Source organism: Sphingobacterium sp. ML3W (genome assembly GCF_029542085.1).
In the GTDB taxonomy this organism is placed as follows: Bacteria; Bacteroidota; Bacteroidia; order Sphingobacteriales; family Sphingobacteriaceae; genus Sphingobacterium.
This window is the reverse complement of the sequence record NZ_CP107036.1, coordinates 2,171,750-2,197,289: the sequence shown is the minus strand read 5'-3', so window position 1 is coordinate 2,197,289 and position 25,540 is coordinate 2,171,750. Positions and strand designations below refer to the sequence as shown.

Genomic DNA, 25,540 nt, shown 5'->3' with positions numbered 1-25,540 from the left:
ATTGTTTGGTTGATGACAATGTGCCAGAACATTGATTGAGGTTATTCCTCATAAAGGCGACTTGCCTCAACGCCATGAAGTGCAAGTTCAGACTCTATCTCAGTCGGATTGAGTCGGATGCCTTCAATGGTTAACAGGTTGTAAATAGAATCCAGATCTATTTTCCATTCATGGATACCATTTAATTTTTCAACAGCTTGTTTGATCTTGTCTACAAGACTGGGATGTTGTGCATTAGTTTCGAAAATGAGCTTTTCCATCGTGTTTCATATTAGGCCCGATTAGAACAAATCAGGCAGGTTTAACCAAAATAGCGTAGACAATCATTTGATCGGCTAATTACAATACTCTCAATATAAGAAGAATAATCTGAAATTAATAGTTTAAAGTGACTAAATTGTAATGAAACTGTTAATTTTTGTAATCAATACCTGCAAATTTTGTAGTTAATGAATAGCATTTTTTGTTCTGCGTTTTGAGCGGTATTGTCGCGTGAAAGGCGGGTTTAAGCCAGTCTCGAATAAGTGAATCTTCTTAACGGATTTAAGCAGAACTTGCGTGAAAAAAGCCAGCAGTTAATAGAGCGAAGATCATTTAGATCTTGTTTCATTTTTCATTGCTAATGAAATTTTAATTAAGTTTGAGCGGAATCATGACTACTGAACTTTCCAATATAATTATCGTATTGCTGCTTGTAGCAGTCGTTGCCCTGTTGATTTCGTATGTATTATTAATACGGAAATACAAAAAGCTCAGGGTGGAAGAACGACGACATCAGGAACTTTTTAAACGGATGGATAACGAGCAGATGGATCATGTGCATCGCAATCGATTAAACCCACATTTGCTGAAAAATTCGCTCAATGGTATCCTTTCTCACGCCTATCAAACCTACTATACGATGGATAAGTTGGCTATGGTATTGGATTACGTATTATATGAAAGTGAAGAGGAGATGGTATCTCCAAAAGCGGAGATCGAGTTTGCCCGTAATTTAATTGAAGTTAATAAGGTTAAGTTGAGTCCCTTGTTTGACATGCGGGTTAAATTTGATATTGATGAATTGAACGAATCATTATTGGAACGCCCTTCACTGGTGCCATTGATGACTGTAGACCTCATCGAAAATGCATTTAAGCATGCGGATTTTCACCATCCTGACTCCTTTATTTCAATTGTACTTACCTTTCGCAATGGTCTGCTGGAATTGACTGTCAGCAATAAAATATCAAAGCGCTCACCCTTGTATAAAACCAAAGGTGGAATAGGAAGTAAGACTTTGGAGGAACGGCTGATGCTATATTATCCAGATAGACATGAATTAAAACGCTTTGTAGAACATGATGTCTATAACGCTTACCTTCAGATCCGATTGTATGAGAATTGAAAAAACGCTGAAATGCATTTTACTGGATGATGAGCTGCCGAGCTTACGGTTTTTGAAGATGCTTTGTGAACAAATTCCGGATCTGGAAGTGGTTAAAGCATTTAATGATCCAGTCGTTTTACTTAAAGAGTATAAAAGTTTAAACTTTGATTTCTGTATTTTGGATATTGAAATGCCTCAGTTTAATGGCTTTGATGTTGCTAAGGAATTGGAAGACTATCCCATCGTTTTCTCCACGGCCTATAAACAATATGCCAGCGATGCTTTTGATATCAATGCGGTGGATTACATGCGTAAGCCAATATCGCTGTCACGTTTACAGCAAGCGGTATTGAAAGTAGCACAGGTCATCAATAGCCGGCCAGCGGAGTCTTCTCCCTTTGCTCAATTCAATACCAATAAGGGTAAGGCAATACTTTACTTCAGTCAGATTGACTACATCCAGATTGCAGAAGTCGATAGCCGTGACAAGACGGTATTCCTCGGGGATGGATCTACCATTTTATTGAAAAATATCAGCTTCGATAGGTTGCTCACGCTGTTGCCGGAACAGGATTTTATCCGTATCAACAAAAAGGAAATTATCGCGCTGAAAATTGTGAAATTCTTTTCAGCTGATGTGATCACCAGCAGTCTGGTCGATGAGCAGGATGCAGCTATTCTTTTTAGCTTGGGGGAGTCTTATAAAAAATCATTCCTCGAAAAATTTGCTTGATTACAAAATTAGAGGAGTTCATTACATATTTTCCTGTTCTTCCTGCCTGCTAAGGTTTAAAACTCATGTAGAATTCTATTTTTGTTGTAGTTATCTTCCCAAAAGTGATGCATTGACGACTTTGGGATAGACTTTTACATGCTGTTATCACCTAATGTTATTTAAAGCGAAAAAGATGAAGAAATACAAGAATACGATTTTTTATGTGACCTTAATTGGTACACTGCTGGTAGTGATGTACTGGGTTATCCATTTGGGAGCACAATTGCAAAGCCAGGAGATGCTCCGTGGCGATAAGATAAGTCAGGGTGCTTGGCAGGATTTTAAATCGACCTTATTACATAGTCTTCAACATCCATTGGCTATATTGCTAGCACAGATTGTGACGATCATTATTGCTGCCCGGATAATGGGGTGGATATGCATCAAGATTAAGCAACCAGTTGTGATAGGTGAAATGCTTGCCGGTATTATATTGGGGCCTTCCTTATTGGGGCTTTATTTTCCTGAATTCTCCCATACGCTGTTTCCTGTTGAATCCCTGAGCAACCTACAGTTTCTGAGCCAGATCGGCTTAATCTTATTTATGTTTATCATCGGAATGGAGCTGGACCTTAATGTGCTGCGAAATAAAGCACACGATGCTGTGGTGATTTCACACGCGAGCATCGTTATACCGTTTACATTGGGAATTTCCTTAGCCTACTTTTTATACTCGTATCATCCACCAGCAAATGTGGAGTTTTTGTCCTATAGTTTGTTTATCGGTATTTCGATGAGCATTACTGCTTTTCCGGTCCTGGCAAGGATCGTACAGGAGCGCGGACTGCAGAAAAGTAAACTTGGGTCGATGGTCATTACCTGCGCTGCAGCCGATGATATTACAGCCTGGTGTATTTTGGCTGTGGTGATTGCGATTGTGAAGGCCGGCGATTTTGCGAGTGCTTTGTATACGATCGCGCTTGCTATTGCTTATGTGCTGCTGATGATCAAAATTGTACGGCCCTTTCTGATGCGCGTGGGGGAGGTGAAGGGAACGCGTGAGGGACTGAACAAACCTGTTGTTGCGATATTTTTTATCGTCCTTTTATTGTCTGCTTACGCAACCGAAGTAATCGGCATACATGCTTTGTTTGGTGCTTTTATGGCCGGAGCGATTATGCCCGAAAGCAGCCGTTTCCGTACAGCGTTTATCGAAAAAATCGAAGATGTATCCACCTTATTGTTATTACCGTTATTTTTCGTGTACACAGGGTTGCGTACACAGATCGGTCTATTGAATGATCCACAACTATGGATGATCACCATTGCGATTATTTTGGTTGCCGTAATCGGGAAGTTTGTCGGTAGCGCATTGGCCGCCCGCTTTGTCGGACAAAGCTGGAAGGATAGCTTGAGTATAGGTGCATTGATGAATACCAGGGGACTGATGGAACTGATTGTATTGAACATCGGTTACGATCTCGGTGTATTAAGTGCTGAGTTATTCTCTATGATGGTTGTGATGGCATTGATCACCACCTTTATGACCGGTCCTTCGTTGGACTTGATCAATTATCTATACCGTCCCAAGAAACGTTCGTTACAGGAAGAAATCCAGAATAAATCGAAATTTAAAATCCTCCTGTCATTTGCCAAAAGCAATACCGGGATTTCATTGCTTCATCTCGCAGATGCGCTTACATTAAAATCAAAAAATACGGCGGAAATTACGGCATTGCATATCGAACCGTCCAATGAGCTTCATCATTATGAAGTAGAAACCCAGGAGCAGGATAGTTTTCGGGAAATAAAGCGGGTTGCACAGGATTTGGAGCAACCTATTCAGACGATTTTCAAAATTTCCAGTGACATTGACAGTGAAATCGTGCAGACCTCAAATGAACAAAGTCAAGATCTGCTGTTGTTGGGTGTCAGTGAATCCATCTATGAAGGTAGTCTTTTGGGACGCTTCCTAGATTTCACCTCACGCATTATCAATCCAGAGAAATTGTTTCATACGGTCACAAATGCCGAATCACCGTTTGCTACCTTTGACAGAAATCAACAGATCAATGCCAAAGTCAATGCGATGGTGGGAATTTTGATTGACAAAAACTTTGTCAAGGCCCGTCGTATTATTGTTCCGATACTATTGAAAAATGATGAATTCCTCTGCGCAGTCATACAGCGATTAATTCACCATTCGGACGCCCAGGTGATGGTATGGGATTTTGATCACATCTTACGTACACATGAAAGCTTTCGGGAGAAATTAAGACACCTGGAGCAACTTGTACCCAATCATTTGACGATAATGGAGGAGAAGAATCTTGATGGTGACTTATGGGCGCAGCAAGATCTGATGCTCATTAGTTTGCCTTGCTGGCATAAAATTGTCAATAAAAAGATGGACTGGCTCCATCTTACACCATCCACTTTGCTGCTTGCAGACCGAAAAAAATAAAGGATTATACAAAACGCGCCGCAACTATTTAGTTGCGGCGCGTTTTGTATATAATAAGGCTGGAAGTTATTTCCCTACCTTATTCACTTTGATTTTTAATCCGATCAATTTTTCAATATCACTTAAATAAGGTCTTTCTTCCACATCACAGAAGGAGATGGCATTACCCTCTAAACCCGCTCTACCTGTCCGACCAATGCGGTGTACGTAGGTTTCTGGTACATTCGGTAGGTCGTAATTGATGACCATAGGTAACTGTTCAATATCTATTCCGCGTGCGGCGATATCGGTAGCGATCAGAATTTTTAGACGGTTTTCCTTAAATTCACCCAATGCCTTTTGTCTTGCATTTTGTGATTTATTACCGTGAATTGCTGCAGCACGAAGGCCATTCTTTGCTAATAATTTAACAATTTTATCCGCCCCATGTTTTGTACGGGAAAATACAATCGTACGGTCTTGCTTAAATTGCTTAAGCAGGTTTGTGAGTAGTTTTATTTTCTCTTTTTTCTCTATAAAATAAACCGATTGATTTACTTTTTCAGCAGTTGAACTCACTGGAGTTACGTCTACTTCAACAGGCTTGTGGAGTATACCATGCGCAAATTTGCGGATATTGGGTGGCATCGTTGCTGAGAAAAACAGGGTCTGTCTTTTCTCTGGTACTTTCGCCAAGATCTTTTTGATATCGTGGATGAAGCCCATGTCGAGCATATTGTCAGCTTCATCAAGGATCAAGACTTCAATTTTATCCAGAAAAACCAATTTCTGATTCATCAGGTCCAATAGACGACCCGGTGTAGCAACTAAAATATCCACACCTTTTTTTATTTCTTTGACTTGTCTGTCTTGATTGACGCCGCCAAAAATGGTGCAATAATTTAGTTTAAGATGTTTGCGATATAAATTTATATTCTCACCGATCTGTATTGCAAGTTCACGTGTTGGTGTGAGGATTAAGGCGCGGATAGGCATCGTTTTACCATGTCCATTGTGCTCAGACAAACGCTGTAGCAAAGGTAAAGCGAAGGCTGCCGTCTTTCCGGTACCCGTTTGTGCGCAACCAATAAGATCCTGACCGCTTAATATAACGGGGATAGCTTTTTGTTGGATTGCAGTGGGTGTTGTATATCCTGTTTCTGAGATTGCTTTGAGAAGAGGAGAAATTAAATTGAGTTGTTTGAATTCCATTAAAATATAACTAGGAAAATAAGCTTAAACTAAAACCCTTTATGTTGTCTCAATCCTATTCAATGATTGATTAGGGGCATCGTTGTGTCGCCTGAATATGAATAAGTGTATTGAAAATAACAAGGGAAGAATACGAAAAAGAAATGGGATAAATCATTATGAATTACCCCATTAACAAGAAAGTGTATTTTTTGGATTACGCCAATTTTACGTTTGTAGCGTTGATTCCTTTTGGAGTTCTTTCTACATCATAAGTTACAACGTCGCCTTCAGATACTTGGTTCTTAAGAGCAGAAACGTGTACGAAAACGTCTGCGCTACCATCCTCTGGTGTAATAAAACCAAAACCTTTAGTTTCATTGAAAAATTTAATTTTACCTGTATTCATTATTTTTAATTAAGTCCTGCAAGGTAGGGATAATAAATGATTAATCTTTTATTTTTCGTTGAAATAACAAAGTTTTTTTTCTTTCTTAACATTTATTTAATGATAATCAGCCCTCAAAGCGTATAGGGTCTGTTTTTCTATCATGTTGAAAGCCAGTTAGTGAAGTGTCTTTAATGTGGCTCTGTAACAGATGAATCTGGATGCGTATCAGGAATCAATAGAAATACGAACGAGTAGCAGATCCTCTGCTGTGATGATCATCTTGATTGGTGTTAATGTCGATATATATTTTACAATGATTTTGGTAAGGGCTTAAATTGAATTTTGTATTTTCATCGAAAACTTAAACCAAAAGCATATAAACCAACATATGATGAATAGAAAAGACTTTATCCGGACTTCCAGTATTTTAGCCGCAGCATCATTCATAGGTAAAAGTCAGGCATCCGGTCTGTTTGAGCAGCCAATTCGAGTAGGGGTGATCGGTGTTAATGGTATGGGCTGGTCTGACCTGAATGCTTTGTTAAAGCAACAAGGGGTAATCTGTACTGCACTTTGTGATGTTGATGAAAATATCTTGAACAAAAGGGTGAAAGAACTTCAGGAGAGAAATATCAAAGTGTCCAGCTATGTTGACTATAAAAAGATGTTGAGCAGTTCGGATGTGGATGCGGTGATTATCGGAACGCCTGATCATTGGCATTGCCTACAAATGATAGATGCAGTGAAGGCGGGGAAGCACGTTTATATCGAAAAGCCTATCGGTAATTCTATTCAGGAATGCCAGCTCATGCTAGCGGCTGCAAAGAAAAGTAATGCAATAGTTCAGGTAGGTCAATGGCAGCGGAGCCAACAGCATTTTAAAGATGCGATTGATTTTGTACATTCAGGTAAGCTTGGGAAAATACGTTTGGTAAAGGCCTGGTCATACCTGGGCTGGAAAAACAGTATTCCTATTCAACCGGATGAACCTATTCCTGCGGGAGTACATTACATGGACTGGTTGGGTCCAGCTACAAAAAGACCTTTTAATAGCAATCATTTTCATTTTAATTTCAGGTGGTTTTGGGATTATGCAGGCGGTCTGATGACAGACTGGGGCGTACATATGCTCGATTATGCTTTGCTGGGCATGAAAGTCTCTGATCCAAAATCCGTTATGGCTTCGGGTGGAAAATTTGCCTTCCCGGATGATGCGGGGGAAACACCAGATACCATGACTGCGGTCTACGAGTTTGACAACTTCAATATCCAGTGGGAACATGCCAAAGGAATAGATTTAGGACCTTACAACCGTAATCATGGTGTTGCCTTTATTGGAAATAATGGAACCTTAGTCTTAAACCGTAACGGCTGGGAAGTCATACCCGAGAAGGGAAGGATGGAGGCCATTGCATTGCGACCATCCGTTGACAATGGCCTGGAGAAACATATGGCAAACTTCGTGGATGCTATTCGACAAAAAAATCCACAGCTGCTGCATGCCCCGCTAGAAGCCGGTGCACATATTGCTATTTTTTCGCAGATGGGGAATATTGCCTATAGAACCGGGCAGAAGCTCTACTGGAATAAGGAAAAACAGCATTTTAATGACGAAAAGGCAAATAAATATCTAGCCTCAGTATATCATAATGGGTATAAATACCCCAAGGTTTGATAGCTGGTGATAAGACCTGCTATCGAAGCCGCAACCAATCGAGATCCGATGGCTTTAAAAAAAATATGCTGACTTTGAGCTGTCAAAATTAACGCAGCTCAAAGTCAGCATATACATCGCTTTTCCGTCAAGGGGCTAACTGATAGCCTTACTATTGATTGTGCAGCTTTTGCGGACGCCTAACGAAAGATAAACTGGTTGGCAATCGTAATCTCTTCCTGATTAATGGAATGACCGAAATTTGGATAAACGGCTAGTTTAACATTCGCATTTTGGGCCTCCAAAATTTTCACCGTAGCATTGACGCGTTCCAGCGGAACATGAAAATCTGGATCACTTGTACCGATAAATATCGGTGTTTGCATAAAATCTCCGCTATACTTGCTTAAATCTATCTCTTCGCCAATAAGTCCGCCAATAATAGCGACAGCGCCACCATAACGTTTGGCATGTTGTGCCAGAAATTCAAGTGTAAGGCAAGCTCCTTGAGAGAATCCGAAGAAATAGAGGTTTTCAGTCTTGATCCCCTTATCCAAAGCAAGTTGTATCGTATTTTCAATGACTTGAATTGCCGAACTTAACCAGGGTTCATTACTTTGCTCAGGTGCCATAAATGAATGTGGATACCAGGTGTAATTGTCGGCCTGCGGTGCCAATAGTGCGTAATCCCCCACATTCAGATAAGCAGACATGCTCAGGATATCCGTTGCATTCCCGCCACGGCCATGAATCATGATCAATGCTTTTTCTGTGTTTTCTAAACTGTGTCCAGCTGTTTTAATATTACTTGAGTGACTCATTATAGTTTTTCCTATACTGTTTTCTTAAACCATACATCGTCATAGATGTCGGGATGACGATGGAATTGCGCATTTACATAAGGACATAGTGGGACAATCTTCATGGTATTTTCCCGAGCATAAGAGACCAGTTTTTCCAACAGAATTTTTGCGAATCCTCTACCTTCAAAGGCTTCGTCAACTTCTGTGTGGTAAACAACCAATTTTCCATCAATGATGGCTATACTCATTAGGCCAGCTTTTGTTTCATCGGAGAACAATTGAAGCTCGCCACGCTGATTCTTGTCCAGTACAATTTCTGTTCTTTCCATAGTTTTACTGTATTTAATAGTACTTAATTACTTACGTTGATCCTAATCTATTTTTGGTAACGATGCTTCGATCTCTGACCGATGGTTCTCGTATTGTTTTGGCAGCTTGAGTGCTGTCCCTAGACTTTCCAAAGGTTCGTCTATGGTAAATCCGGGATTGTCTGTTGCGATCTCAAACAAGACACCGCCCGGTTCACGGAAGTAAAGTGAGAAAAAGTAGTCCCGATTAATCTTCGGTGTTATATCCAAACCTGCCGAAAGTACTTTTTCGCGGTAGTCCATCAAGATATTATCATCTTTTACACGAAAGGCGACATGATGATTGGTGCCAGCGGCATTGCGACCAAAAGACAAATTGGGATCCGCAAGAATGTCCACAATATTAGCTGTTTCGATACTGTCGGTAGACAATCTATAACGTCCGTTTTCTTGTCCTTGTACAGTGTATCCCAAGATATCTGTCAAAACCCGTAATGTGGGATCAGCTTCCTTCAGAGAAAGTGTAATATTATGAAAACCCTTTAATGCGTTTTCGTCCTTTATTTCCGCTGTAGTCCATACACTTCTATTATCCTTGGTCGAAGGCTCAATAAATTGTATTTGTAATCCATCAGGATCTGTGAATGAAATCAGTTTCTCTCCAAAAATTTCGTCTTCCTGAAACGCAACCTGATGTTCTTTTAATCTGTTTTTCCAGAAGCCCAGACTTCCTTCAGGGACAGCGTAACCAATATGTGTAGCCATACCTGCGCCCTGTGTACCTTTACCAATACCTTCCCAAGGGAAAAAGGTAAGTATAGTACCTGGATCTCCCTGCTCATTACCGAAGTAAAAATGATAGGTGCCGGGGTCGTCAAAATTAACGGTTTTCTTTACCAAACGAAGCCCCAGTACCCCGGTGTAAAAATCAAGATTCCGTTTTGCGTTATCAGCTATCGCTGTGATATGATGCAGTCCTAATATGTTATTGTCCATGGTTGTTGTTTTTTATTTTCTTAACTGATGTAAAATTACGGCAGCTAACAAAAAAAATCATTGAACTAGATTAATAAAAACAGGAAATGAACTTTTTGTTTTAGTTTGTTGGTAACTTTTAAAAAGGAGAGGTCTTTAGGCAAAAAAAACACCTGAAGTTGGGGACTTCAGGTGTTTTTAACCTAACCAATTATTAACCTAAATTTATGAAATGTATATTTCTGAATATTATACCAATGAGATATTTTCAATTATCATGCCATCTTTTTTATTTTTAAGAATTCATAAAGGTTGTTGTTTAAAACAAAATACTGCGCTAAATGTTGTTTACCTATTAACTCATAAAGGAGGGGAGAGTTGGTCATAAGTTCTTTTTTATACAAAATAGCGGTTTGAAAGCAATGAAAAAAAACATGAATTTTACTATACTGGCGGCACTACTATGTCTCCTATTTACTGGATGCCAACAAAAAAGTCTGCATGATAAATCCGGGGAAAAGGATCAGACCCAGTTAGACATCAATAAAGAGAATAAGCGGATCGTATTGGACTTCTATCAGCAGATGTTCGGTGATAAGGATCTGTCGGCAGTGGACAAATATATTGCGCCGGAATATATCCAGCATAATCCTGAAGTAGCCGATGGCGCAGCCGCATTTAAAGCCGCAGCTGCAAAGTGGTTTGAGGGGCTGCCGAAAACCACAATCGATGTGCAGCGTATTGCTTCGGATGGTGATCTGGTATTTATCCATATTAAGAATAAAAAGCCTGATGGGAGTCTCAAGTCTACAATAGATATCTTCCGGTTGGAAAATGGAAAGATTGTTGAACATTGGGATGCACAACAAGATGTACCAAAAGAGTCTGCAAATGAACATCCGATGTTTTAACCAAGACTATTTTTTTATTAATTCTAGTTCCTTTTTAAAAAAGGGCTTATATTTAATACGCTATCAATAAATTGGGTAGTTTTGTATTGACTATAGAAAATAATTAATCTAAATGAAGCGAATCTTAGGCGCAGGCCTGTTTTATATCCTTATATCAGCTTGTAGTGTTCATCACAATCCGAAGGAAAATCCACAGGTATACCTACAGAATCCAGGACGAGAAACGAAGAAATGGAAACTCGTATGGGAAGAGAATTTTAATTCACCCAAGTTGGATACGACCAAGTGGACCCGGATTCCTGCTGGCGGGGCAGACTGGAACCGGCACATGAGTTTGGATGATGCCTGTTTTGGTTGGGAGAAAGGGGAATTGATTTTGAAAGGTATCAATAACACTGATCGGCAGAAGAACGATAAACCCTTCCTGACCGGAGGAATATGGAGTAAGGGGAAATTTGCCTTTCAATACGGGCGTATTGAAATAAGGGCGAAGCTGGGGAGTGCTCAAGGATCCTGGCCGGCAATGTGGATGCTTGCGGAGTTGGATAAATATGGTCAATACCCTCGAAATGGTGAAATTGATATCATGGAGCACCTCAATTTTGATGATATTATTTATCAGACAACCCATTCGCATTACACCTTGAATTTGGGACAAAAGGATAATCCCAAGCATTCAGGCACGGCAAAAGTCAATGCTGGAGCATATAATGTCTATGGCATTAGCTGGTATCCAGATCGAATTGTATTTCAGCTCAATGGCGTGGATACATTCACTTATCCGCGAATAAGTGGTGTTGATGCATCCCAGTGGCCTTATGATCAACCTTTTTACCTGTTGATAGACCAACAGCTTGGTGGCAGTTGGGTGGGAAAAGTGGATCCAAAACAATTACCTGTCGAAATGCGGGTGGACTGGGTTAAAGTTTATCAATAACCAAACTGTGGTTACCACCTATTAATATAGCGTGTGCGCTATTTACCATTGGATTAGTGATTCAATGGTAACGAGTGGATTAATTAAGTGACAAAAACTTAACATACCAACCGCGAAAATAATGTTTATTTTTGACCCCAATTATGGAAGATAATACAATATTTAAGATAAGTTATAAAATAAAAGAAATCCGCAAGGAGAAGGGGATAACGATACAGGAGGTTGCTGATAAAGCTGGTGTAAGTAAAGGGCTGATATCACAGATTGAAAACAATCGAACAATACCTTCGTTACTGGTATTGATTAATATCATTAATGCACTGGATGTCGACCTGAATGAATTCTTCAAAGACTTTAATTCCGACCTCGATGCGGGGCCAGTAGTTGTTCGAAAAAAAGATAGCTATACATCCTTTGAAAAAGAACATGCTGTTGGATTTAACTATAAACGTATTTATACCTCTGCAATGGATAGTTCTACCATGGATATTGTGCTGCTGGAATTGCTTCCTGATGCGCAGCGCCCAATGGTAGAAACAGAAGCCTATGAATATAAATATATCATCAGTGGACAAGTGGAATATGTATTTCAGGACCAAAAGATTAGATTGGAAGAAGGTGATTCCATTTTCTTTAATGGGCGATTGTCGCATACACCACGTAATGTAGGAAAGGAGAAAGCCCTTATGCTAATTGTATATTTTTTTGACAATAAACGCTAACAGCACTCCAACAGAGCATCATAGAAGCATCATTGATATAGTCAATGATGCTTTTTTTCTACCCCCAAATATCGGTTTGATTATTTATATTTGTTTATAAATACTTAACAAAAGTTTAGTATTGTGTTAATTTCCAGAATTTACTTTTGATTGCGGACAATGAGGTCCGTCAACAACTTTAAATCATGGATTTGAACCAGCGAATAAAAAGACGTATAGCAGGATTAGATGAGCGTTCGGTGGCCATTCTACTGGCTATTACAGCATTTTTATGTTATACAAGTATGTATTCATTCCGGAAATCATTTACCGCTTCGGCTTTTGCGAATGAATCTATTTTAGGTATAGATTATAAAGTCTGTATGGTTATTATTCAGATGTTGGGTTATTTGGTTTCAAAATTCTATGGAATTAAATTTATCTCCGAAAGCAAGCAACGTCATAGAGGGCGTTACCTGATCGCATTGATCTGTATTTCATGGGCCGGTTTGTTGGCTTTTGCGCTTGTGCCTAAACCATGGAATGTCATTTTTCTTTTTATCAATGGTTTTCCGTTGGGAATGGTCTGGGGCTTGGTGTTCAGTTACCTCGAAGGACGTAGGTATACAGAAATCATGGGGGCAGTCATGTCTGTGAGTCTAATTTTTGCCTCCGGTTTTATCAAGACAGTCGGTCGTTGGTTAATGGCTACATTTCAGGTTGATGAGTTTTGGATGCCTTTTTTGACAGGAATGCTTTTTTTCTTACCATTTATGCTTTGTGTTTGGATTTTAGAAAACGCACCGGGACCAACAGCACAAGATAAGCGTTTGCGGACCGAACGTGTGGCAATGGATGCAACGATGCGCAAACATTTTTTTAAAGTATTTATGCCGGGCATTATTTTAACCATTATTATCTATACGATGTTGACGATCTTACGTGATGTGCGGGATAATTTCGAGATAGAAATCTGGCAAATGCTGCATCTGAAAGGGGCTGGAATTTTTGCTAAAGTTGATGGAACAATAGCATTAATTGTCTTAATTTTAATAGGTTGCCTGATTATGGTAAAAGACAATCTGAAAGCATTTAAACTGATTCATTATATGATTATTTTGGGGTTTCTTACGGCTGGGATTTCCACCTATTTATTTACCATGCACTGGATCGGCGGTCTCAGTTGGATGTTATTGGTAGGTTTGGGACTTTACATGGCCTATATTCCTTATAACGCCATATTTTTTGAACGGATGATCGCAACCTATCGCATGAAAAGCAATATCGGTTTTGTCATGTATATGGCCGACTCAGTTGGCTATTTAGGAAGCTTTTTGATTTTAATGAATAAAGAATTTTTACCAAATTCAGTCACCTGGGGAGCCTATTTTATCCAGCTGGTCTATCTTGCTTCTATTATAGGCGCTATTCTGGCGATCTTTTCACTCGTTTATTTCGTTCGTAAGAAAGAGCAGATGAAAACGAAAAAAGGTGATGAATTGGTTCAGCCCTGGCAGGCATCCAGTGGCGAAGTACAAATAAGTTAACGCTAATATTTTTAAGAATGAAAACAAATACATACGATTTAATTATTGTTGGAGGGGGTATCCTGGGAACTTTTCATGCGTATCACGCATTGAAAAAAGGATTGCGTGTACTCCAGCTTGAAAAAGATAATTTTCCCGTAGGATCTACCGTACGCAACTTTGGTCAGGTTGTTCCATCAGGAATGTCGGGCGAGTGGTTTGATTATGGTGTAAGGGGATTGGAAATATATCAATCCATTCAGCAGGAAATGAATATTTCCATTCGGAAGAATGGCAGTATTTATATCGCTTCGGATGCAGACGAGGTACAGGTTATTCACGAACTGTCAGCACATTATCAGACGAAAGGTTATGATCATGCGCTCTGGTCCCAAGAACAAGTTCTGGCAAAATATCCTGCCTTGAATGCTGATTACGTCAAAGAGGCTATTGTTTTTGAGCAGGAACTGAGTGCTGAGCCCGAAACAATGATTCGTCAGCTGCATATTTTTATGCAAGCAAAATTTGAAAAGTATACGCTGAAATATGACACAACAGTTATCGCTTGTGAAGATGACAATGCACTGGCACGTTTAACGACAAGCAGTCTGGATGTATTCGAGGGAGCGAAAATCATTATTTGTAATGGTTACGAATTTAAGATCCTGTATCGCTCTTTGTTTGATGATAGTGGTTTAGAAATCAGTAAACTGCAAATGATGCGTACCAAGCCTTTGCATCGGATCCAGTTGCCAGGAAATATCCTGACGGGATTAACGATTCGCCGTTATGAAAGTTTTGAAGAATACTGTCCATCATTCGGCGCTATTCCTGTACCCGAGCATTATGATGAATTGCGGAAATATGGAATACATATTTTATTTAAACAGGCTACTGATGGTAGTATTATTGTCGGAGATTCCCATGAATATGCTGCTGGCAATCGATTAGATGAATTGGGCTTTGCGGTTGATACCTATATCAATGAACTCATGATTGCCGAAGCAAACCGTATTATTCCGATGCAAAAAGATTGGATTGCCTCTTCCTGGTCGGGCTTCTATTCACAACATAAAGATCATATCCTTGAAGTTGATATCAGTCCACGTATCCATGTGCGCACTGGTATAGGCGGTAAAGGAATGACTGCGAGTGCTGGATATGCTGAGCAAAGTATTGAGAAGCTGTTTTAAGAATATCATTTTTTGAATAAAAGAGGTCTGCTAGAAATAGTAGACCTCTTGTCTTTATATAGGTCTTGTCTTTCTATCTGAAGTTCATATAGGACGAAAAAATAGTTAGACAGAAGCATGGATTGATATTTTTAGAAAATTAATTATTAAGAATTTTTAATAGCAGTTTACAGTTGTTTTTAGCAGATTTTCTATAATCTAAGCCAACAACTTGGGGATATTATTGTTGTTTAAGATAGCGTAATTCAATGATATTTCTTTATTGGTTATGTGTTCAACAATGTTTTTATTAACTTCACAGGCATAATAAACCAGAAATAACGAACAGCAGTATATGGCAAACCAAAATTTCCCTGAAAATGAATGGCGAAGGATTGAGAAATTAAAATCCTATGAGTTAATGGGGTTAGGGAAAGACCCTGAACTGGATGTATTTGCGCAGGCAGCTTGTCTGATTACCGATTGTCCCGCTGCTTTGATTGCTATGATGGAAGAGCAAACACAACGTATACAAAGTTGTGTAGGCATGGAACTGGATACCGTCGAAAGAAAAAATACGGTTTGCCAATATACGATCTCGAGTAAGGAGCTGCTTGTCATTGAGGATACCTTTGAAGATCCGCGTTCATCCTCTAATCCATTGATTCGGGAGGGTAATATTCGTTTTTATGCGGGAGTACCATTGATGGATGACGATGGAGATGTATTGGGAACCATTTGTGTGATAGATTTTCAACCCAAGTCACTTTCTGAAAAGCAGCGACATTTATTGGAAGAGCTGGGAAGGGGCGTGACCAAAATTCTCCTTGGAAAGAAAAGAAAGCGACAGGCCGGATATTTCTCTGAAATCTTCCAATTGACAAATAACGTCATTTGTGTATTGGATGAGAGTTGTCAAATCAAAGATGTCAACCCTGCTTTTACCAGCGTATTGGAGGTCTCAAGGTTAGATAGTATTGGAAAATCCCTTTTTAAATTATTGCGGGATGACACAAAGACCTTAGCTTCTGATTTAAAACAGCTAGTGGGTGCGGACTATGGGATTCAATCCACATCATCGACACCTATCGCAGATGGAAGTGAGGTGATTATAGAATGGCATTTTAAATATGATGCGATCAATCATGAAATTCTAGCCTTTGGTCGAAATGTCACAAAAGAAAGGCAGGAAAAATTAAAGCTAGAAAATTCAGAGCGTCGTTTCCGTAGCTTTTTTGAAAATGCAATTGGCTTGATGAGCATGCATGATATGGATGGTAATATTCTCGCTGTCAATGAAAAAGGTAGGTCCGTGTTGAAGTATGAACAACGGGAGGTCAAATCACTCAACCTAAAGAGATTGGTCCCACCACATCATGTGGGATTGGTGGAGGACTACCTAAAACGTATCGCTCAAAATAAAGAGGATTCCGCCATGATGGTGCTGCAAACAAAAGATGGTGAAAATATTTCCTGGCTTTATCATAATATGGTCGAATTGGATGAAGAGGGCAAACCCTATGTGGTCAGTACAGCATTGAATATGACCGATCGCATGCGTCTGGAGAACGATCTACTGCATACCAAACAGATCCTCGAACAGACCAATGCTGTTGCTCAAGTCGGCGGGTGGGAAGTAAACCTCGCGGAAAATAAGGTATATTGGTCCGATTCAACGAAATTAATCCATGGTGTTGATCCACATTTTACACCGGATTTTGAACATGCCATTGGTTTTTATGAGCCCGAAAGCCAAATAGCGCTGCGACATATATTCGAAGAATCGATCCGTAGCAGAAAACCTTATGATACCGAACTGCGCCTGTTAAAACAGAATGGAGAAACAATCTGGGTCAGGGTAAAAGGAATTCCGGAATTTGAGAATGATGTCTGTAAACGGGTATTTGGCATTATCCAGGATATTGATAAGAGTAAATCGCTGTATCTGGAATTGGAACGTAAAGAATCTATGTTGCGTGCCTTTGTAAATTATGTGCCTGCTTCGGTGGCAATGTTTGATCTAGATTTCAATTATGTATCGTTGAGTAACCAATGGATTGAAGACTTTCATAAAGATGAAAGTCAACTGCTCAATAAGAACCTGTTTGAACTTTTTCCGGATATTCCGGACCAGCGGAAAAAAATCTATCAGGATGCATTGCAAGGAATCCCTTATAAGAATATAGACGAAGTCATCCAGGTTGGCGGAATAGCCGAACCACAGCACTTCAACTGGGAAGTACGGCCTTGGCATCTAACAGATGGCAGCATTGGCGGGATTATTATTTTCACGCAAAATATCACAGAATCTGTCCAAATAAATGAGGAATTAAAACATGCAAAAAAAATGGCGGATTTGGCAAGTAAAGCCAAGTCGGAGTTCTTAGCCAATATGAGTCACGAAATCCGGACACCATTAAATGGTGTGATCGGGTTCTCAGATTTATTATTGAAAACTCCGCTGAATGATACGCAAATGCAATATTTGGGCTATATCAATGAATCTGGTAACAGTCTATTAAATATCATCAACGACATTCTGGATTTTTCGAAGATAGAGTCTGGAAAACTGGAGCTGTTTGTCGATAAATATAATGTATATGATATTGCGAATCAGGTGATCAATGTCGTATTATACCAAGCTCAGCGAAAAGAAGTTGAATTGCTTTTGAATATCGAGCAAGGATTGCCGGCTTTTATATGGGTTGACGAAGCGCGTATTAAACAAGTTCTTATTAATTTATTGGGCAACGCCGTTAAGTTTACCGAAAAAGGGGAGATCGAGTTTAAAATAAGCCAGCTTCATCATCATAGCGATAAGTTAAGCCTACGTTTTGAAGTTCGCGATACCGGAATTGGAATTCCTTTGGAAAAACAGCAACGTATTTTCGATGCTTTTACGCAGGAGGACAGTTCTGTCAGCAAGCGATATGGCGGCACTGGGCTTGGACTGACCATCTCCAATAATTTATTAAAGTATATGGGAAGCAAACTGAATTTGACCAGCCAACTGGGAGAAGGATCTACGTTCTACTTTGATATTGAAGTCTCCTGCGAGCCGATGGAGCAGGAAGATGGTGATCTACCCTTAAATCGAGTGCTTGTGGTGGATGATAATGCCAACAATCGTGTCATCCTGCAACACATGCTGGCTTATAAACAGGTTGAGTCTGTGTTGGCGGAAAATGGTATGGAGGCATTGCAGTTACTGATGAAAGGGGAGCGCTTCGATGTGATCTTGATGGATTATCATATGCCTATTTTATCCGGGCTTGAAACCATTGAAAAGATTAAAGAACTGTTTCGGCAACAGGGAGAGGGGATCCCGTTGATTGTCTTACATACATCCTCTGAAGAGCACGAAGTAATTTCCGCGTTTAGACAGGAAGAACGCTCTTTCTGTCTACTAAAGCCGATTAAATCGGATGAGCTGTATCAAACCTTGCGCAGAGCAATCCAACAAAATAAAGAAGAGGCAGGACAAGCTAAGTCAAATCTATCCCTGCCTACAGATGTCTATGGTAAAGGAATTCAGGTTTTGTTGGCCGATGACAATGCGGTCAACATGGCATTGAATGTAAGAATGATGGCCAGTATTATGCCGGACGCAATTTTAACAGAAGTGTCAAATGGTGCCGAGGCAATTCAGGCATGTGAGAAAGTAAATTTTGATCTTATTCTGCTGGATGTGCAGATGCCAGAGGTTGACGGTATCGAAGCGACGAAACAGATCCGTCAGATGAAACACTATCAAAATACGCCAATTATCGGTATCACTGCTGGTAATGTTTCGGGTGAAAAAGAACGCTGTTTAGGTGCTGGAATGTCTGACTTTTTAGCTAAACCTATCCGCCAACAGGATTTGTTTAATGCCTTGCATCAAGCTATGTTATCTATGGATTCTTCTGAACAATCGGAGACCGAGGCGACAGATTTGGTGACACACTTAGATGTACAGCGTCTGCATGAACAGGCGGGTGATGATCCCGCATTTTTATCCTTTTTCCTCGACTTGGTCATCAAAGAAATTTCAGCATCGAGGGCGCAGATCGCAGATGCAAAAAAAGAAAACGATCTGAAGCTTATCAAGGAGCTATTGCATAAATTGAAAGGAACTTCATCGACTGCTGGGCTTATTAAGCTGGCTCAACTAACAAAAGAGCTGGAGGCCAGCATTTCCGTCGATACCGATCTGTCAAAAGCCTTTACTACTATCGAAGCAGAAATGGAGATCGGCTTGGATTTGATTACAAAAATTTTAAATAAATAAGAGTATGTTGATTTTAATTGCCGAAGACGACGAGTTAATTTTGCGCACCGTAGAACACAAATTAGTAAAAGAAGGACACGAAGTTGTTTTGACCAGAAATGGTCAGGAAGCTATTGAAAAGATCGGAGAATCGGAATTTGATCTGGTCGTGACCGATATCATGATGCCATTTGCTTCAGGGATTGAAATTCTTTCTGCGATAAAACGTATTGGAAAGAAAGTTCCAGTCATTGTGCTGTCAAGCATGGGGCAGGAGGAAGTTGTTGTAGAGGCCTTCGACCTTGGTGCCTCAGATTTTATGGTTAAACCATTTAGTCCAAACGAGCTTATCCTGAGAATAAAACGCTTAACAAATAAATAGACTTAGATCATGTCCCAGCATATCGTCCTACATGAGCTTATCCTAGCAATAATCGCCATCCTAGTTCTAGTGCTATTGCTGATTATTGCTGTGTTGGGCTACAGTTTTTACAGTTATAGGATCTTACATAATCGACATTCCTGGAGACAGATTATCGAGTATAAAATTATAGAGACGATTGTGGGAAATGATAAGAATACAAAACACGATCAGGAATTTGGCAAACATCTCAAGGAACCGTCATTTCGTGCGCTTTTCTTGGATGTATTGGTTGCTTCGGACCGAAAATTTTCCGGCGCGGCAAAAAAATCCATCAATGGCCTGTTTTATGAATTTAAATTGGAAGATGAGGCCTGGCGAAAGCTACGCCAAAGAAAAGCCTATCTCGTTGCAGGTGGTATACAGGAGCTGGCTGCGATGAATGTTGAAGCGGCAATTCCGGAGATAAAGGCTAAGCTGAATGATGATCGTACGGCGGTTTATCAGGAAGCACAGTATGCTATGGTAAGTTTTCAGGGCTATGAAGGTCTGGGATTTTTGGAGCATTTTGATAAACCGCTATCAGACTGGCAGCAATTGCGACTTCTGTACTCTATTCATCATATACCTGAACTTTCTGATGTGCAGGTTTACAGTTGGTTAAAGAGTACAAATGATTCTGTCGTTATATTTACCTTGCGCCTGATCCGAAAATTTAGATTGATGCCAATGTACGCTGCAGTCCATGACTTGCTTGATCATCCAGCCATACCTGTTCGTGTGCAAGCTATACGGACGATGCAAGCCATAGAAAACAACACGACGATTAGACAGTTTATTACCTGCTTCGATCAACAGCCAATTGAAGTGCAGCTTGAAATTCTTAAATCCATGAAAGTAGCCCGGAGCAGGGAAAGTGAAGACTTTTTGAAGGAACAATTGTGGAATCATGCTGAGGTATCGATTAAAATCTCGGCGGCAGAAGTACTTGTTGTTCTAGGTGAAGCAGATTATTTGCACGAAATTTCGCGAACAACGGATACTTACGACCAACTCATACAGATTATTAAACACGCTTTGCAAGAGAAAAAATGTTAGAATTTTCCCATATTGTATATGAAATTGTAGTTTGGCTATTTTTACTGTATTCTGCTACCGTATTTATTATCTATACGTGGATTGGACTATATGCTTATGGAGCAGTCTTTCGTTACAAACATAAAAACGCATTTACCGATTATAGTATTATTGCTACAAATCCAAATGCTCCCACCTTCAGCCTGATTGCTCCAGCTTACAACGAGGGAATGACCATTATCGAGAATGTACGCTCTTTATTATCTCTTTATTACCATAATTTGGAAATTATTATTGTGAATGATGGCAGTAAGGATGATTCTATGGAAAAGTTGATCGTGGCTTATGAACTCGAACTTACTTCTTTTTTTGTCCAGGGGAATATTGAAACCAAGGAAATTCGGGGAATCTATAAAAGTAAAAACCCAGCCTTTAAAAAACTCATTGTTGTCGATAAAGAGAATGGTGGTAAAGCAGATGCACTTAATGTTGGGGTTAACATTTCTGCTGGTGACTATATCGTTTGTATCGATGTGGATTGTATTCTGGAACAGGATGCAATCTTAAAATTGGCAAAGCCTTTTTTGGAACAAACAGAGAAACGTGTCATTGCTTGTGGAGGTGTCATACGTTTGGCCAATAACTGCAATGTGGTTAATGGATCTGTGACGGATGTAAATCTTCCGAAGTCCTGGTTAGGCCGCACGCAGGCGCTGGAATATATTCGTGCCTTTATTTTGGGGCGAATGGCTTGGTCCAGGGCTTCTGGATTGATTTTGATTTCTGGTGCTTTTGGTGCTTTTGATCGTCAGATCGTTCTGGCCTGTGGTGGTTATGACAGAAATACGGTGGGTGAGGATATGGAGCTCGTAGTGCGTATGCGGCGTTATATGGAAGAGCAAAAACAAGCCTATGAAGTCGTTAATATTCCGGATCCCCTGTGTTGGACGGAAGTGCCGGAGTCAAAAGAGGTACTGCGCAAACAGCGCAATCGTTGGATGAGAGGCACCATGGAGACCTTATGGAAGCATCGAAAACTGATGTTTAATCCCAAATACGGTCGTTTTGGTATGATCAGTATGCCTTACTGGTTTTTCTTTGAGTTTTTAGGACCTATCGTCGAATTTACAGGATACATTGTCTTTGTGATCTTTTTTATTTTAGGAATTATTAACTGGCCCTTCTTCTTTGCCTTATTTGCGCTGGTCATGGCTTCTGGAATTTTATATTCAATCTATGCCATCTTGGTTGATCTTGTCAGCCATCAGGTCTATACAAAAAAACGGGATCTCTCGACCTTGCTCACAACAGCCATTCTTGAACCTTTATATTTTCATCCCATTGTTGTCAAAGCTGGTGTACAGGGGGTAGTTGATTACTTTCGTAAACAGCATGGCTGGGGTGAAATGACAAGACAAGGTTTTCAGCAAAAAGAGGCGAATGAGTCCGTTTGGAAATACCTGGGTAAGCGATTAAACTTAGCATTTCAAGGCATAGGTCCGGTCATGGCTGTTTTCTTTGTGTTGTACATATTGTCCATCGGGGTAGAATGGTGGTGGTATGACCGACGTTTTGCTCAGCTTGCAGATGTGGGTGCAGTGAAATACCTTCTTGGAGACAACCTGCTCTTTGCCTTTCAGGTGCTAGGTGGTGTGGGTGTAGGGTATTTATTGCTTCAGTTCCTCAGTAGCTTTTGGTCGAAGTTTCTGCTGGTCGTATCATTAGTAGCAATCGTTGTCATTCAGTTTATCCTGTTTTTGTATTTTGCGGAATCGCGAAATCTGCTTGGCGCGGACCTATTTTATTATAGTTCCGAAGAGATGAAACAGATTTTGGAAGCCAGCGGTATGCTGAGTTTTACGAATATCGCTTTGCTTTTATTACTGATTGTGATCGCTTGGGTTCCGCTCTGGATAGCCAATAAACAGACTTTTAAAAAGGCTTATGTGGGGATTGCGTTCTTGTCAATAGGTCTTGTGTCTTGTTTTATTTCTTCAGCTTCGATCTTGGGAAGCGCTTCGGCAAAGGATGAATTTGTGGCCAATGCAAGTCGAAGTAAATGGCGTTATTTTTTTGAATCCAATTTATCCAATTATGTGGCGGAGCACCCCGGAATGTTGGCGGTACTCGATCAAGATGATACGGATCCGAAGGAACTGGATAGTAAATTTCCTTTTCTGAAAACTGAAGACACCAAGGATTTTCTGGGTGCCTATTTAAACAAAACAACGAAGACACCGAATTTGGTCATTCTTGTTATTGAAGGTTTGGGACACGCCTATAGTTCGGAAAATGGTTACATCGGCAACTTTACACCATTTATAGGTAAGTTAAAAAAACAATCCTTGTATTGGGATAATAATATGAGCTCCTCGGGAAGGACATTTTCCGTATTACCTACATTAACTGGCTCATTGCCTTTCGCTATGCATGGTTTCCTTGAGCAGGATACCTTGCCGGATAACTTTAATCTGTTCAACATTCTAAAGCATAACGGGTTCAATACAGGATTTTTCTATGGTGGGCATTCTAATTTCGATTTCATGAAAAAATTCATGGACTATAACAAAATTGATAGGCTCATTGACCAGGAGGCTTTTGATCCACCATATAAGAAGTTACCGGAAAAAGGAGGTGAAAGTTGGGGATATGAAGACCAAGCCGTATTTAGCAAATTACTTGAAGTACAGAAAGTGCAGGAGAATCCCTATTTCCATGTCCTGCTGACGCTATCGACACACAATCCTTTTTTAATTAATAATGTAGCCCATTATGAGCAGTTATTTGATCAACGAATCGCATCTATGGAGCTGTCGCCGACACAAAAAAAGTTGGCCATGGAGAACCGGACACAGCTTGTTTCAATTTTAAATTTGGACGATGCGATGGCACAGTTTTTTAAGGAATATGAAAAAAGACCGGATTTTGCGAATACCATTTTTATTATCACTGGGGATCACGCCATGCCAGAGATACCTTTACAAAGCAAAATCGACCGTTATCATGTGCCACTATTGATTTATTCGCCACTGCTAAAAGAAGCAAAGACCTTTCACAATTTTGTGAGCCATTTTGACATTGCCCCTTCATTACTGGCCTATTATAGAGAAAATTTTGCATTAAAAACTCCAGCTCAAGTAACTTGGATCGGTCAGGGACTTGATAAAGGTGCATCAGCAAAAGGAGCGGGGATTGCCATGATGCAGAGCAAGAATCAACTGATTGACTTTGTGCGTGGTAATTATCATCTTTCTGAGGGCCAATTATATCAACTGGATGGCACACTCAATGAAGATATCGCCCCGGATAATGCAAAAGAAGAATTGTCCAAGCGCTTTGAATTGTTTAAGCGCAAGAACAAATTGTTTTATACCCAAAAGAGATTGCTTCCCGACAGTGTTTATGCCAATTATTTCGGTTCTTTGAAGAAAGACTAAAATTTGCGGATATAACCTAGGATGATATCCAGTTGATTTCCTTTTTCTTTTTGTCGGAATTCTTGGTTATAATAGGTGCCTGAGATCGAAAATAGATTACTTTGTTTGACAGAAAAATTGTACTCAGCACCTACTTTGAATGTCTTTAATTTGTATGGTGCATTATCCAATAGATTATTTCGGTTTTCCTCGGGGCTCAAACCTGTTCCCGCGCTAAACCCGAAATAGTCGTTCGCACCCTTTGTATAGTAACGCACAGTTCCGGTATAAGATTGGGAAATGTTCTCTTCACCGGGTGTGAGGTATGTCCTGAGATTGAACCAGAAGTTTTGGTAATACTTTCCGACAGAAGCCGTATACATCCAGATATTGTCACTGAAATAAAGCTGTCGGTATCCGATTTCCCCTTCAAAACTATGTGGTAAGTTGGCGTATAAGGAGACACCTGTACGATATTTGGCAAATATGCCTACATTATTGGAGTAACCTGCTCCTACATAGAGGTAAAATATTTTGGATAGACGTGGATAAGCTTCCATTTCAAACTGTACACCATTCTCCGCAAACTTATTTGCATAATTTGTCCGAAAGATCACAGATCCGATGGGAGTAGCACGTTTATAGCTTAAGCCAACGATATGCCAGTTATTGTCAAACTGTTTGTCAAAATAGACGAAATTATAGGTTAGACCGATGGCGTTTTTAGCGGTATATTCCTCAATGTTTTTGGCTAAAGATCGCGCTTCCGCATTTTTTGGGTCGATCTTGAGGAGTTGATGCACCGCATTTTCGGCGATCTCGTAGTGATTGGCGCTGTAGTTGATCTTGGCTTTCAACAACAGGAGATCTTGCGATTGGGGGTGAAAATCCAATCCCTTGTCGGTTAGCTGGCTTGCTTTTTCGGCCTGGTCATTCCAGTATTCCAGCGCTGCATAGGCGAGAAAAAAGTCTTCATCTTTTGTGTTCTTCTTATCTAGCTCATTAAAGAGCGTCCGGGCTGAATCAATCTTATCTGACCAGGTATAGAGGCGTCCCAGAAAGATGCTGATGTCGGTATATTCTGGTGCCTGTAGAAGCGCCTGTTTCGATAATTGAATGGCCTGCGGGTAGTCTTTTGAATCAAAAGCGACCTTACGTGCTTTGGCAAAGAGATCATCAGCGGTGATTTTTGTCTCTTGGGCAATTGAAAATAAAGGTAATAAAGCGAGTGATAGTAATGGATAAATTACTTTTTTCATTCCAGATTGTATAGTTGACATTTAGCTTGCTAATATAAACTAAAATTAGAAAATATTGTTTGCAGACACCTGTTTTAAATGA

Annotated in this window: 20 protein-coding genes; 13 read left to right on the top strand and 7 right to left on the bottom strand. The window is 40.0% G+C overall.

Annotated features, from left to right (window positions below):
* Positions 1-41: 41 nt before the first annotated feature.
* A complete protein-coding gene (locus OGI71_RS09395; RefSeq protein ID WP_046672939.1) occupies positions 42-260 on the bottom strand; it encodes a hypothetical protein in 219 nt (72 codons plus the stop codon).
* Between the two features lie 392 nt (positions 261-652).
* Between OGI71_RS09395 and OGI71_RS09390 the strand changes: the two genes are divergently transcribed.
* The 3 genes from OGI71_RS09390 to OGI71_RS09380 all read left to right on the top strand — a co-directional run bounded on the left by OGI71_RS09390 (position 653) and on the right by OGI71_RS09380 (position 4,548).
* A complete protein-coding gene (locus OGI71_RS09390) occupies positions 653-1,387 on the top strand; it encodes a histidine kinase (protein WP_282255150.1) in 735 nt (244 codons plus the stop codon).
* Complete coding sequence (locus OGI71_RS09385) at positions 1,377-2,102, top strand: response regulator (RefSeq protein ID WP_282255149.1); 726 nt, start codon at positions 1,377-1,379, stop codon at positions 2,100-2,102. The genes OGI71_RS09390 and OGI71_RS09385 overlap by 11 nt, the downstream gene beginning before the upstream one ends.
* Before the next feature lie 175 nt (positions 2,103-2,277).
* Entirely contained in the window at positions 2,278-4,548 is a 2,271-nt protein-coding gene (locus OGI71_RS09380; protein ID WP_282255148.1) for a cation:proton antiporter, read from the top strand.
* A 66-nt stretch (positions 4,549-4,614) separates the two neighbouring features.
* On the opposite strand, the gene OGI71_RS09375 is transcribed toward OGI71_RS09380, so the two are convergent.
* Together OGI71_RS09375 and OGI71_RS09370 are read right to left on the bottom strand one after the other, a co-directional pair.
* Complete coding sequence (locus OGI71_RS09375; RefSeq protein WP_282255147.1) at positions 4,615-5,739, bottom strand: DEAD/DEAH box helicase; 1,125 nt, start codon at positions 5,737-5,739, stop codon at positions 4,615-4,617.
* Positions 5,740-5,935: 196 nt separating this feature from the next.
* Positions 5,936-6,127, bottom strand: coding sequence for a cold shock domain-containing protein (locus tag OGI71_RS09370; RefSeq protein ID WP_077434921.1), 192 nt, complete (start codon positions 6,125-6,127; stop codon positions 5,936-5,938).
* A gap of 370 nt (positions 6,128-6,497) precedes the next feature.
* On the opposite strand from OGI71_RS09370, the gene OGI71_RS09365 reads away from it, so the two are divergent.
* Positions 6,498-7,784, top strand: coding sequence for a Gfo/Idh/MocA family oxidoreductase (locus OGI71_RS09365; protein WP_282255146.1), 1,287 nt, complete (start codon positions 6,498-6,500; stop codon positions 7,782-7,784).
* A gap of 179 nt (positions 7,785-7,963) precedes the next feature.
* Here OGI71_RS09365 and OGI71_RS09360 read toward each other — a convergent pair whose 3' ends face one another.
* From OGI71_RS09360 to OGI71_RS09350, 3 genes are read right to left on the bottom strand one after another with little or no spacing between them, the layout of a single operon-like run.
* The gene (locus tag OGI71_RS09360) at positions 7,964-8,584 is read right to left on the bottom strand and encodes a dienelactone hydrolase family protein (protein ID WP_282255145.1); all 621 of its coding nucleotides are present in this window, start codon (positions 8,582-8,584) and stop codon (positions 7,964-7,966) included.
* Between the two features lie 11 nt (positions 8,585-8,595).
* Positions 8,596-8,895, bottom strand: coding sequence for a GNAT family N-acetyltransferase (locus OGI71_RS09355; RefSeq protein WP_120258127.1), 300 nt, complete (start codon positions 8,893-8,895; stop codon positions 8,596-8,598).
* A 42-nt stretch (positions 8,896-8,937) separates the two neighbouring features.
* Positions 8,938-9,870, bottom strand: a complete 933-nt coding sequence (locus OGI71_RS09350) for a ring-cleaving dioxygenase (protein WP_282255144.1) — start codon at positions 9,868-9,870, stop codon at positions 8,938-8,940.
* Between the two features lie 413 nt (positions 9,871-10,283).
* Between OGI71_RS09350 and OGI71_RS09345 the strand changes: the two genes are divergently transcribed.
* The 9 genes from OGI71_RS09345 to OGI71_RS09305 all read left to right on the top strand — a co-directional run bounded on the left by OGI71_RS09345 (position 10,284) and on the right by OGI71_RS09305 (position 24,220).
* The gene (locus OGI71_RS09345) at positions 10,284-10,760 is read left to right on the top strand and encodes an ester cyclase (RefSeq protein WP_282255143.1); all 477 of its coding nucleotides are present in this window, start codon (positions 10,284-10,286) and stop codon (positions 10,758-10,760) included.
* Positions 10,761-10,872: 112 nt separating this feature from the next.
* Positions 10,873-11,697, top strand: coding sequence for a glycoside hydrolase family 16 protein (locus tag OGI71_RS09340; protein ID WP_282255142.1), 825 nt, complete (start codon positions 10,873-10,875; stop codon positions 11,695-11,697).
* A gap of 143 nt (positions 11,698-11,840) precedes the next feature.
* Positions 11,841-12,419 (top strand): XRE family transcriptional regulator, encoded by a 579-nt coding sequence (locus tag OGI71_RS09335; RefSeq protein ID WP_282255141.1) that lies wholly within the window; start codon positions 11,841-11,843, stop codon positions 12,417-12,419.
* 185 nt (positions 12,420-12,604) lie between these two features.
* Positions 12,605-13,945 (top strand): DUF5690 family protein, encoded by a 1,341-nt coding sequence (locus OGI71_RS09330; protein ID WP_282255140.1) that lies wholly within the window; start codon positions 12,605-12,607, stop codon positions 13,943-13,945.
* A 17-nt stretch (positions 13,946-13,962) separates the two neighbouring features.
* The gene (locus OGI71_RS09325) at positions 13,963-15,117 is read left to right on the top strand and encodes a TIGR03364 family FAD-dependent oxidoreductase (RefSeq protein WP_282255139.1); all 1,155 of its coding nucleotides are present in this window, start codon (positions 13,963-13,965) and stop codon (positions 15,115-15,117) included.
* A 334-nt stretch (positions 15,118-15,451) separates the two neighbouring features.
* Positions 15,452-19,366, top strand: coding sequence for a response regulator (locus OGI71_RS09320; protein WP_282255138.1), 3,915 nt, complete (start codon positions 15,452-15,454; stop codon positions 19,364-19,366).
* Positions 19,367-19,370: 4 nt separating this feature from the next.
* Entirely contained in the window at positions 19,371-19,727 is a 357-nt protein-coding gene (locus tag OGI71_RS09315) for a response regulator (RefSeq protein ID WP_282255137.1), read from the top strand.
* A 9-nt stretch (positions 19,728-19,736) separates the two neighbouring features.
* Positions 19,737-20,804: a hypothetical protein gene (locus OGI71_RS09310; protein ID WP_282255136.1), complete on the top strand. Its 1,068-nt coding sequence runs from the start codon at positions 19,737-19,739 to the stop codon at positions 20,802-20,804.
* Positions 20,798-24,220: a sulfatase-like hydrolase/transferase gene (locus OGI71_RS09305; RefSeq protein WP_282255135.1), complete on the top strand. Its 3,423-nt coding sequence runs from the start codon at positions 20,798-20,800 to the stop codon at positions 24,218-24,220. Before OGI71_RS09310 ends, OGI71_RS09305 begins: the two co-directional genes overlap by 7 nt.
* Here the strand turns inward: OGI71_RS09305 and OGI71_RS09300 are convergent.
* On the bottom strand, positions 24,217-25,458 hold the full coding sequence (locus tag OGI71_RS09300; RefSeq protein WP_282255132.1) for a YaiO family outer membrane beta-barrel protein: 1,242 nt from the start codon (positions 25,456-25,458) through the stop codon (positions 24,217-24,219). The two genes, OGI71_RS09305 and OGI71_RS09300, sit on opposite strands and share 4 nt — an antisense overlap.
* Positions 25,459-25,540 lie beyond the last annotated feature (82 nt).